Here is an 11,222-nt window from a genome sequence, read left to right on the forward strand (position 1 = left end):
GGAAGAGCTGGATCGTTTTCCGATATTGGGGAATAGAGAACTTGAACTATTGGAACCCTATCGGAAAGAAATGATACTTCCGCAGTTAATGAGTGTCCTCCAAAAGATCAACCATTATGATGTGGATAAACAGACACAAAACGCCTGGCATTCAGCCTTGGAATGCAGAAAAGAAGACCCTCTTGGACTGAACGAAATTGACATTGACATTTGGGAGTCGGATTCTGATTTATTGTCGCCGGATTTTGATTTATTTGCGACCGGGTCAGAACGGGTCAACAACCACCATGACTGGCTTGAAGAGTTCCTACTGCAGCCAAGCGCTAATACCCATACAACATTACACCTGTAATGGCCGACCTTTATAAGTCCACTTAAAAGGCTTGGCCATTTTCTCATTGAAGAAGTCCACAAACCAGGAGGCTGACCGAGAATAGCGCCCGTAGCGAGGATGGCAGAAAATTGAGGATAAAACGTCGGAAATTTTTAGTGAATAGTGGTTCTATTTGCTAAAAATTTCCGACTTTTTAGACCAATTTGCTGCCACCGCAGTAGGGCAGTCTGTTCTCGGTCAGCCTCCTAGTGGAGACGGGCCTTCAGCTCTTCGGTGGATGTAAAACTGTTTCGTTTCAGAAAGCGCCTCACCAGAATCGAAAACCATACCTCTATCTGATTCAGCCATAATGCGTCCTTCGGGGCATAGTGGAAAACAACCTTATGGGACACATCGCCCAGGTAAGCAGCCCGTGTTTTCATGTTTTTGAGAATGCCGGATTTGCCTTTAACTCCAAGCTTTTTTCCCGCTGTACCTTCAATCCTGTCGACTGCCTTGACCGCAGCCTCTGACATATGGGTATTCAGACGACCCATAACAAAATGCCAACCTGCAGCAGCAGGATCACTCATCAGCATGCTATCAAGCCAATCACTATTCAAAAAAAGGATGCGAATCAAAGCGTATTTTTGTTGTATGGGTATTAGCACTTTCCTGCACTAGCATCCGTGCAGTCGTGCGGCATTACAACCCCGGTCACATAGCCAGGAATATACGATTATAGGGAATGGCCTGCATCCCGAAATGCAGGCCTGCCATTTTCAGTCTAATTTTCGGCCTTTATTCGCCGCAATCCTTAACCGCAATGCATTCAGCTTAATAAATCCTTCAGCATCTCCCTGGTTGTAGGCTCCGGCATCGTCCTCAAAGGTTGCAATAGTTTCATCAAACAGCGAGTCGTCAGAACGTCTGCCAACCACCGTGACATTTCCCTTATACAATTTCAGGCGAACTTCACCGTTCACGGGCTCCTGGCTTTCATCAATCATCTTCTGGAGCATTTCCCGCTCCGGTGACCACCAATAGCCGTTGTAGATCAGTTTGGCATAGCGCGGCATCAACTCATCTTTCAGGTGCGCCACTTCCCGGTCCAGGGTAATGGATTCAATGGCCCGGTGTGCTTTAAGCATGATGGTGCCTCCGGGCGTCTCATAACAGCCCCGGGACTTCATGCCCACATAGCGGTTCTCAACAATATCCAGACGGCCAATGCCATTTTCGCCACCAATCCGGTTCAGGCAGGCAAGCACCCGGGCTGGTGTCATTGCTTCCCCATCAATGGCAACAATATCCCCCTTGCGATAGCTCAGATTCAGATAGGTCGGCACATCCGGGGCGGATTCAGGCGCTACCGACCAGCGCCACATCTCTTCTTCCGGCTCCGCCCATGGGTCTTCCAGAATGCCGCCTTCATAAGAGATATGCAGCAGGTTGGCATCCATTGAGTAAGGCGATTTACCTTTCTTGCGCTCCACCGCAATACCGTGCTCATCGCAGTAAGCCAGCAGTTTTTCCCGTGAGTTCAGGTCCCACTCACGCCAGGGTGCAATCACCTTAACCCCCGGTTTCAGTGCATAAGCACCCAGCTCGAAACGCACCTGGTCATTCCCTTTACCGGTGGCACCGTGGGCAATGGCATCGGCACCGGTTTCATTGGCAATCTCAATCAGGCGCTTGGAAATCAGCGGTCTGGCAATGGAGGTTCCCAGCAGGTATTCGCCCTCGTAAATGGTATTGGCACGGAACATGGGAAAGACAAAGTCACGGACAAACTCTTCTCGCAGATCATCAATGTAGATCTGTTTAATGCCAAGGGCTTCTGCCTTGGCCCGGGCTGGCTCTACCTCTTCACCCTGCCCCAGGTCCGCGGTAAAGGTAACGACTTCACACTGATAGGTGTCTTCCAGCCATTTTGCAATCACTGAGGTGTCCAGGCCGCCGGAATAGGCCAGAACCACTTTATTGATTTTTTTCATTGCTCAACTCCAACGACATACTGCAACAGGAATCTGTAGACAGATAAGGATAAATATTCTTTTTTTGTGAATAATAATTCATAAATAGCGCTTCGCCAAGACGCTTTCATCATTATTTGGCCAAAGCCGGAGTCAGTGTAGAAAAGCCCGGGAATCATAACATCAAAAGGCCGGAAATACGGGTTAAACCTCTGCTTTTATGCCTCTTTTCTCAGGCCCCTACTATCAACATGGCCTTTTTTTCGCTAGGATGCCCATCCGGTTCGATCATATATAACCGGAACAGGTACCTTCCAAAATGAGCCAATTACTGACCATTACCCGCCCTGATGACTGGCACCTCCACCTTCGTGATGGCAATGTTCTGACGGAAACGGTGGCAGCCACCGCCAGAACCTTTGGCCGGGCGATCATTATGCCCAACCTGGTACCACCGGTAACGGATGCCGATCTGGCCAGTCAGTACAAGACGCGTATTCTCGAACAGGTGCCTGCTGACTCGGCATTTCAACCATTAATGACGCTGTACCTGACCGATAAAACGTCCCGTGAAACCATCCTTGATGCCCATAAACGGGGTGATGTGGTGGCACTGAAACTTTATCCTGCTGGCGCAACCACTAATTCTGATTCCGGCGTGACCAATCTCGAGAACATTTACGGTGCTTTGGAAGCCATGGCGGAGTGTGGTCTGCCATTGCTGGTGCATGGCGAAGTGACCGATGCCGACATCGATATCTTTGACCGGGAAAAGACATTTATTGACCGCCACCTGATTAAACTGGTAGAACGCTTCCCGACCCTGAAGATCATCATGGAACACATCACCACGGCTGATGCTGCCCGGTTCGTCAGTGAAGGGGGAGAAAACCTGGGTGCTACCATTACCGCCCATCATTTGTTGTATAATCGCAACCACATGCTGGTTGGTGGTATCAAACCCCACTATTACTGCCTGCCAATTCTCAAGAGAAGTCGGCATCAGCAGGCGCTGCTGGAAGCCGCAGTAAGCGGCAATCGTCGCTTTTTCCTGGGAACTGACTCTGCTCCCCATGCCATTGGTGCCAAAGAGTCCCCCTGTGGATGTGCAGGCTGCTATACAGCACCGGCAGCCATTGAACTTTATGCAGAGGCCTTTGAAATGATGGGCGCTCTGGATAAACTGGAAGCCTTTGCCAGTTTCAATGGCCCCGATTTCTATAGCCTGCCCAGAAACCAGGACACCATTACCCTGGTGAAAGAAGACTGGGTCATGCCAGAATCCATTGCCTTCGGTGATAACCGGGTGAAACCTCTGAGAGCCGGAGAAACCGTATCCTGGCGGCTCAAATCATAGCCATTGGCTAAACAGCCGTGAGCAGAGGAAAAATCCCGCTCTTGCTGCCCAGGGCCTGTTGACGTTTCGTTGCGTGCTCAGCGAATCAGGGCGCTCCTATGACGAGGCGCGGCATTGCAGGAAGGCTGGTTGCCTTTCAAAATGCCGCAACGAAGTCATAGGGGCGCCCTGATTCGCCCGAAGGGTGGCTCAGAAAGGCGCCATCTGCTTTGTCAGACTTGCTTGGCGTAGAATAACTACGCGCTGCGCAAGTCTTTCGCGCATATGACGCCTTTCTGAGCCACTGAGCACGCAACGAAACGTCAACAGGCCCTATAACCTGGTGGCAATGCGGTATTTTTTTACAGTTAATGAGTAAGGAGAAGCCTTTGAGGGCCGATGACAGCCACTCCATGGCCAACAGATTCCGCGGTTTTCTGCCCGTGGTAATCGATGTGGAAACCGGCGGCTTCAATGCCGCTACAGATGCACTGCTGGAAATTGCAGCCACCGTTATTGAAATGGATCAGCACGGTTTTATCCACCCGGGCCCATCGGAGTCGTACCATATCAAGCCATTCGAAGGTGCCAATATTGAGCAGGCCGCTATCGACTTTATTGGTATTAACCCCTTTCACCCGCTGCGGATTGCCATGGCGGAAGAGGAGGCCATCAACAAGATTTTCCGTTCCGTCCGTAAAGCGGTAAAAAGCCAGGGATGCAACAGGGCGGTACTGGTTGGACACAATGCGTCGTTCGACCTGGGGTTTGTCATGGCGGCGGCTGAGCGCTGTGATGTGAAACGGAATCCGTTCCATCCGTTCTCCTGCTTTGATACCGCTACGCTGGCCGGTCTGGCCTATGGACAAACGGTGCTCGCCAAAGCCTGTGTCGAAGCGGATATTGATTTTGATAAATCAGAGGCTCACTCAGCCCGTTACGATACGGAAAAAACCGCTGAACTGTTCTGTACCATTGTGAACCGCTGGAAAGACCTGGGCGGCTGGCTCTGATCGCAACCCTGGCTGGCCTTTTCCTTAACCATGAAAAGCCAGCCACAGCCCCCTGATTATACCCCTTCCCTTCTATTCCCCTGCTCAAGATCCAGCAGATACTTCTTCATCTCAACCCCATAGGCATAACCGGTCAGTTTACCATTTTTTCCGATTACCCTGTGGCAGGGCACAATGATCGCCACCGGGTTGGCACCATTGGCGGCTCCCACGGCCCTGACCGCTTTAGGCCGACGGATGCTGCTGGCAATATCCTGGTAGGAACAGCTCTTCCCATAGCCAATCTGTTGTAACGCACTCCATACCTGCTGCTGAAAGTCGGTACCACGAAGATCCAGGGCCACCGTGAAGCGGGTCAACTCTCCGCGAAAGTAGGCCCCCAACTCATCTCTGGCCTGAGCAAGATGACTGTTAATAGCCTGTTGCACGGCAACCGATGTATGCTCAGCAGTGCTGGCTTCAGCCTGCAAACCATGACTATTGGTCCGTTTAACAGAAACAACACCATCAACAGAGGCCATAACGTTGAGACGCCCGACAGGTGACTCCAACCACTGACAACCGACCAGATTCTCTTTATGCATAGCGTACATAGGCGCATCACCAATTTCAGTGTATTTTGGATCAGGGTAAAATCGTGCATCCTTCAAGTAGCCAGAAACATTTGCTGCAATATGTCCCGCTACTGTAGATTGTGAGATTGATAAATTATCATAAAAAGCAACTGAGTCATCTGCCTTCTGGCTTTAAACAATACACGACAGCAAAAAATGATATCGGTACAAAATACATCATCTCGATGAAACAAACAGGGCGATGTAGAAGGAAAAGCAACGCTCAGATCAAACTACTATCAATTTAGCGGTACCGAATAATAAAGCAAGAGGATTAGCCATGGACCCGGTCAATAAACCAACCTCTCCCTCACCACAGAAAATTCAACCCCACAAAGACAACGTCCGGGCAGCCAGTACCGGGAAGTCTTTTCATGGAAAGAAAACCGCTATTTGGCAAAGCGTCCGAACTCTTTCGAATAAACTTATTTTCTGGCTTGAAAAACCATTAAAAACCAGAAACATCAAAGTTCATGTCGCGAAGAGTAGTGCTTTATCAGCGAATGGGTTTAATAAACACTGTTCGGAACTTTTGCTGGCGATGATTGATGGAGACAGCAGACGTCTGCCTGAGTTACTGGACAAAATCAGACTGAGTATCCCCGCAGCCATCCCTGGTAAACAGCAACAGGAAATTGAGAGTTCAGACATCATAGATCTGTTTGGAAAATGGTCTGAACAATGTACCAAACCTGCACTTGCAAAATCACTGCGAAGGGATCTGCTCAACCCGGAGTCCAACATAAGAAAGATATGGACTTCACAACGGGGACTTACGATGGAACCAAAAGACTTTTCACCTCAAACCTTTCGACGCCTCAATGATATCGAAGGACTCATGGGACAATTGGCAATAGCATTATTCCCTGAAGAAATTGAAAAACTAATGCAGGATGTCAGATCCTGTGAAAGCAAGATAACATCCTCGCGTTTCTTTCAAAGATTTACAGCCAATATCACAACTTGATAGACGAAGGTGGTCAGGAGCGAAAGAATTTAAAAAAATCACTATTATCACCTTTGGGGCAGGAGTATAGTCGTCGCCATAAGAATAGTTATCCAAGTCGGTAGAGAGGGCCCCCCATGAAAAGAATTCTGATTCCTGTTACCAATCACGCAACGCTGGGTACTACTGATCAGGCTAACGGTACTTACGCGCCCGAGTTAACCCATGCTTTACAGGTATTTATGGAGCATGGTTTCACCTACGATATCACCTCGATTAATGGTGGTAAGGCACCACTCTATGGAACGGATGTTGATGGTGATGAGATCAATAGTCGTGTTTTGGGTAATGAAGAATTCCAGAACCGTATCAACGACACAATCCCGGCCTCAGAAATTAACATTGATGATTACGACGCGGTCTTCTATCCGGGAGGCTTTGGCCTTCTGTCTGATTTGGCGTCAAATGAGACGGTGGCCAGGTTAAGTGCCAGTCACTATGAAAAAGGTGGGGTCCTGGCTGCGGTTTGTCACGGACCTGCGGCGTTATTACCGATTACACTGAGTTCAGGTGAGAAGTTACTGACCACAAAATCGGTCACTGGCTTTACCCGTGAAGAAGAAATTGATTTCGGCACTATCAATGACATCCCATTCCTTCTTGAGGAATCTCTCGCTCGCAATGCAGCCCGCTACAACAAAGTTCAGCCATGGCAGGAGCTGGTGATCGAAGATGATCGTGTGATCACCGGGCAGAATCCGGCGAGTGCTCATGCAGTGGCTGTTGCGATGACCCGGTTGTTAAGTCGTTAACGAACAACTCAGGTGCATAACTGCAGGCATTGATGTTCAGGACAGTAACCTTCAGAGTGCTTGCTGGATTACGCTTAATCAAGCAGGCTATCCAGCCAGTGTCTTACGTTTGAAGCACTGATTTTACCGTCTTGGCCATTACCCGCCTCACAGTGCGATTTTTGATCGAGGTCTTCTGGCAAAAGCGCTCTTCTTCAGCTTTTGCCCCATTCATCTAATAAATATTTTAATGGAGTAAACCGTGGATACTTTAAACCAATCCCAAAGCACCAATCGACAAATCCTGCTGGCGTCCAGACCCTCGGGGGCACCAACGGCTGAAAACTTTAAGTTAGTCAGCAGTAGCAAACCTGAGCCAGCTGAGGGCGAAGTATTGTTGCGAACGGTCTATCTGTCTCTCGACCCTTATATGCGTGGACGGATGAATGATGCCAAGTCATACGCCGATCCGGTGGCTATTAATGGGGTGATGGTTGGGGGCAGTGTTTGTCGCGTCGAGCTTTCCAGGAATGCCAATTTTGCAGTGGGTGACTGGGTGGTTGCTGGTGGCGGCTGGCAGGATTTCAGCGTGTCCAATGGTGCTGACCTGGTCAAAATTGACAGTACGCTGGTCAAGCCTTCTTATGGCCTGGGTGTGCTGGGTATGCCGGGGCTGACAGCCTATATGGGCTTACTGGATATTGGCCAGCCTGAAGCGGGTGAAACCGTAGTGGTGGCAGCTGCCACAGGTGCTGTGGGTAGCCTTGTCGGTCAGATTGCCAAAATAAAAGGATGTAAGGTGGTCGGTATTGCTGGTGGCGCTGAAAAGTGTGACTACGCAGTTAAGAAATTGGGCTTTGACGCTTGCCTTGATCATTATTCAGAAGATTTACCAGCACAGCTGGCCAATGCCTGTGCAGATGGTATTGATGTTTATTTTGAGAATGTCGGTGGGCGTGTCTTTGATGCGGTTATGCCATTGCTTAATCCTTCCGCCCGAGTTCCCTTATGTGGCCTGATTTCCCAATACAATGCCACTGCCTTACCGGAGGGGCCGGACCGGATGTCCGCACTGATGGGTACGCTGTTAGTCAAGCGCGTTAAAATGCAGGGTTTCATTGTATTTGACGACTATGGCCACCGGTATCCCGAGTTTTTCGCTGCTATGCAACAGTGGCTGTCTCAGGGACAAATCCATTACAAAGAGCACCTGGTGGACGGCCTGGAAAACTCGGTTGAAGCCTTTATTGGTCTTCTTGAAGGCAAGAACTTTGGCAAGCTTGTAGTTCGTGTCGGTCCCGATAACCTGGCTTAACAGGGGTTTTCCATGATTACTGTACATCACTTGAATGCATCCCGTTCGACCCGTGTGATCTGGCTTTTGGAAGAACTGCAAATGCCATATCAGTTAGTGCATTATCAACGGGATGCGAGCACCCGTTTAGCGCCTGCCAGCCTTGGAAAAATTCACCCGCTCAATAAAGCTCCGGTGATTGAGGACGGTGACGTGGTGATGTGTGAGTCCGGTGCCGTAATGGAGTACATTCTCGATCAGGACGCCGAAAAGCGACTGCGCCCGGACGCTGGCACACCCGGCTATTACCGCTACCTGGAGTGGCTGCATTTTGCCGAAGGTTCTCTGAGCCTGCCTCTGATTGCCAATCTGCTTCTGCAGATGGAGCAAAGAGACGGTACCCGACCGCTGGACGGTTACCTTGCTAAAGAACTTGCCCTGGATTTTTCGTATATCGAATCCACCCTGGCGGATTCACCCTATTTCGCGGGCGATTCCTTTAGTGCAGCGGATATTATGATGACCTTTATGCTTGAGATTGCCCAATCTCAAGGCGTGCTGGAAGGACGTGCTAATACTCTGGCTTTCCTTGAGCGCATGCATCAGCGAAGTGCTTATCAAAAAGCCAGGAGCTTTGGATAACCATTAAGAGTCATTGGGCTGTTCAGTTTGCTGAACCCAAAACCTGAACAGCTCTCTGGCGATGTTTAAATAGCCTTCTCTGTAGTGTAAGTGGAGACGGTCTTCAGCAATGATTGATCTGAGTTCACTCTGCGAACACGCTTTCTTGCCAGCCACTCCTCTTTCCAGGTTTCCATGCCAAGGTAGCCGTTATCTAAATCCTTCTCCACGGCATATAAGTCTTTCAGGTCAGCCACCTGTTCGGCCTGCTCCTGTAGAAACTCATTAAACCGGGCCACGATCCCGGGGTACTTGATGGTGGATAAATGATACGTGCCCCGGGTATGAGGCAAGCCCGGATCGAACACCAGGGTCAGCGGCGACAATCGAACATTTTCCAGATAATGGCTGGCCACGACGATATTGAAATAGGCTCCATCGGCTTTATTCCTGATAACCTCACGAACCAACTGACGTAAGTTTTTTTTCTCAGAGACCGCAATCTTCCCGGAATTCACCTGATCAAGATAATCCCAGACAGTCCAGCCGGAGACCGTCGCCAATTGATCGATCCCGGCCAACGGCTTACCCCGGTCTTCAGGCTTTCGCAGCACACCATCGACATAACGGCTCACTTGCTGGCTGTAAGTAACATTCAACCCTTCTTTATGATGAGACGCCCAGTTTGCGTTATCCGGGTATTTCATATCCACTTCACCAGAGACCAGGGCATCAAACAGCTGCTCGACCGGCATGGGACGATATTCAATACGAATCCCTGAGTGCTGTTGAAATTGATCAAACAGATCGCGTGCATAGCCGGTATATTCGCCTGCCTTTGAGGTGGTGTAATGGGGATAAAAGGCGGTATCTTCGACACCAATAATCAGGGTTTCAGGGGGCTTATGCTGTTCACTTCGATTGACTTGATCTGCCTGAGGACTAAACGCGGTGATGAGCAGACAGACTGTTAAGCTTTTCTTTACTGCATCCAACATCTTCAAGGGGTCCTTATGTCATCTTTATTCTCACTAGAACTTCCGTTGATTTTTATGGTTATAAGGTCATGCTAGTGCTGTCTCGTCCTGACAACGCAATGCTTATACCAAGTTGTTAACTTGTTATAAATAATGGTTTTTTATATCTCAGCCAGAACCTTCGCGCGTATAAATGGTGCAATAATCTGATCATTTGCACAACTTTTCATCCTTCGATATTAACTGCCAAAATAACCCACGTCCTACCTCGCTGAGATTTGATCATGGATCATAAAGCCTCTGATTACATGGAGGCTCCGATGACCACCCCAGAAACCACTATCCGATGACCACCCCAGAAACCACTAAAGAATAAGCCGATCCGGCGGGGTTGGCTATTACGCTGGTTAAATTAGCGTTTACGTTCTATTGTTTTCATCCCCAGACGATTCTCCAACTGGAAACAGGTAATCCCCGAAGAAACCATGCAGTCACCTTCCTCCTCAGTAACCGCAGACACGGTATCCCCGTTAACAGCCACTGCAGCCGGAAGGCACCAGCCAGCAAACAGCCGACAACAAGAAAGAAAGCGATCCATGTCAGGTTACCAGGTGGAACAGACAACAACGGGCACTGGAACATTTCCACCGCATCAACTGCAATCTGAATCCGGGCCCATCCCATCCATAAAGCGCAGGCGTGTTACTGACAACAGCAGGAGTATTGTCTGTTCTGCAACTTCGCTACCTGCTAATCCGGAGCCAATGGAGACCGAACCGGCCATGCCTGCTGACCCGGCTTCCAGGCTTCCGGGAGTGATCAGTTCCCTATCAAGAAATTTACCAACAGTCAGCGACAACAGTCTATTAACTGGCAATGAACATACCTCAGCGATGGTGCAGGTCATGCCTGAACCAATGAAGGATGTACCGCTCACTACAGAAATTAACAGTGAAACATCAATTTCAGAATTTTCTGTAAGCCAGCAAAATGAACTGCGAACACATTTAAATAATCAAGAAATTCAAGCAATATTAACGAATGCCGGAACTCTTCTGAAAAACCTCAAAGACAGGAAAATCCAGTTAGCGCGAGATAGGGGAAAGCCGCCTGCGCATTCCCTCTTTTCCAAGTTAAAAAACTTCAGCATTGTTAAAGATTCTCAGACTTTCAAAGGCTATTTTGCCAAGGCCAACACGTTCTTTTTAGCTGTCAATCCCCAGCAGATTACAAATACCAGCTGCCTTACCAGCATGCTCAAGTCGAAGACTCAGATAAAAAAGTTTGCAGAAGAAAGCGAGGAAAACATTCAGGCGGTTGCTGCTAACCCATGCTTGAAAC

General features: G+C 49.1%; 14 protein-coding genes. 8 read left to right on the top strand and 6 right to left on the bottom strand.

Annotation, left to right across the window (positions count from 1 at the left end; genetic code table 11):
- Positions 1-352: hypothetical protein (locus J7439_RS24100; protein ID WP_209204601.1), on the top strand; the 352-nt coding region annotated here is incomplete at its 5' end.
- 227 nt (positions 353-579) lie between these two features.
- On the opposite strand, the gene J7439_RS24105 is transcribed toward J7439_RS24100, so the two are convergent.
- A complete protein-coding gene (locus tag J7439_RS24105; protein ID WP_353623119.1) occupies positions 580-984 on the bottom strand; it encodes a transposase in 405 nt (134 codons plus the stop codon).
- A 111-nt stretch (positions 985-1,095) separates the two neighbouring features.
- On the bottom strand, positions 1,096-2,310 hold the full coding sequence (locus tag J7439_RS24110; RefSeq protein WP_209204603.1) for an argininosuccinate synthase: 1,215 nt from the start codon (positions 2,308-2,310) through the stop codon (positions 1,096-1,098).
- Positions 2,311-2,608: 298 nt separating this feature from the next.
- Here J7439_RS24110 and pyrC point away from each other — a divergent pair, with 298 nt between their 5' ends.
- Complete coding sequence (gene pyrC / locus J7439_RS24115) at positions 2,609-3,646, top strand: dihydroorotase (protein ID WP_209204604.1); 1,038 nt, start codon at positions 2,609-2,611, stop codon at positions 3,644-3,646.
- Positions 3,647-3,996: 350 nt separating this feature from the next.
- Positions 3,997-4,638 carry a ribonuclease T gene (rnt, locus tag J7439_RS24120; RefSeq protein ID WP_353623120.1) on the top strand — a complete coding sequence of 214 codons (642 nt, stop codon included), beginning with the start codon at positions 3,997-3,999 and terminating at the stop codon, positions 4,636-4,638.
- Between the two features lie 56 nt (positions 4,639-4,694).
- Here rnt and J7439_RS24125 read toward each other — a convergent pair whose 3' ends face one another.
- Positions 4,695-5,231, bottom strand: a complete 537-nt coding sequence (locus J7439_RS24125) for a methylated-DNA--[protein]-cysteine S-methyltransferase (RefSeq protein WP_502950443.1) — start codon at positions 5,229-5,231, stop codon at positions 4,695-4,697.
- Positions 5,232-5,532: 301 nt separating this feature from the next.
- On the opposite strand from J7439_RS24125, the gene J7439_RS24130 reads away from it, so the two are divergent.
- The 4 genes from J7439_RS24130 to J7439_RS24145 all read left to right on the top strand — a co-directional run bounded on the left by J7439_RS24130 (position 5,533) and on the right by J7439_RS24145 (position 8,925).
- On the top strand, positions 5,533-6,219 hold the full coding sequence (locus J7439_RS24130; protein WP_209204606.1) for a hypothetical protein: 687 nt from the start codon (positions 5,533-5,535) through the stop codon (positions 6,217-6,219).
- 116 nt (positions 6,220-6,335) lie between these two features.
- Positions 6,336-7,010 (top strand): type 1 glutamine amidotransferase domain-containing protein, encoded by a 675-nt coding sequence (locus J7439_RS24135; RefSeq protein ID WP_209204607.1) that lies wholly within the window; start codon positions 6,336-6,338, stop codon positions 7,008-7,010.
- A gap of 241 nt (positions 7,011-7,251) precedes the next feature.
- Positions 7,252-8,304, top strand: a complete 1,053-nt coding sequence (gene curA / locus J7439_RS24140) for an NADPH-dependent curcumin/dihydrocurcumin reductase (protein WP_209204608.1) — start codon at positions 7,252-7,254, stop codon at positions 8,302-8,304.
- Positions 8,305-8,316: 12 nt separating this feature from the next.
- Positions 8,317-8,925, top strand: a complete 609-nt coding sequence (locus J7439_RS24145) for a glutathione S-transferase family protein (RefSeq protein ID WP_209204609.1) — start codon at positions 8,317-8,319, stop codon at positions 8,923-8,925.
- 65 nt (positions 8,926-8,990) lie between these two features.
- On the opposite strand, the gene J7439_RS24150 is transcribed toward J7439_RS24145, so the two are convergent.
- The 3 genes from J7439_RS24150 to J7439_RS24160 form a co-directional block, all read right to left on the bottom strand.
- Positions 8,991-9,902: a substrate-binding periplasmic protein gene (locus J7439_RS24150; protein ID WP_209204610.1), complete on the bottom strand. Its 912-nt coding sequence runs from the start codon at positions 9,900-9,902 to the stop codon at positions 8,991-8,993.
- A 391-nt stretch (positions 9,903-10,293) separates the two neighbouring features.
- Positions 10,294-10,479 (bottom strand): hypothetical protein, encoded by a 186-nt coding sequence (locus tag J7439_RS24155; protein ID WP_209204611.1) that lies wholly within the window; start codon positions 10,477-10,479, stop codon positions 10,294-10,296.
- A 54-nt stretch (positions 10,480-10,533) separates the two neighbouring features.
- Positions 10,534-10,758 (bottom strand): hypothetical protein, encoded by a 225-nt coding sequence (locus J7439_RS24160; RefSeq protein ID WP_209204612.1) that lies wholly within the window; start codon positions 10,756-10,758, stop codon positions 10,534-10,536.
- A gap of 28 nt (positions 10,759-10,786) precedes the next feature.
- On the opposite strand from J7439_RS24160, the gene J7439_RS24165 reads away from it, so the two are divergent.
- The coding region (locus J7439_RS24165) for a hypothetical protein (RefSeq protein WP_209204613.1) at positions 10,787-11,222 on the top strand (436 nt) is incomplete at its 3' end.

The organism is Salinisphaera sp. G21_0, from assembly GCF_017744115.1.
GTDB lineage: Bacteria > Pseudomonadota > Gammaproteobacteria > Pseudomonadales > Endozoicomonadaceae > Endozoicomonas.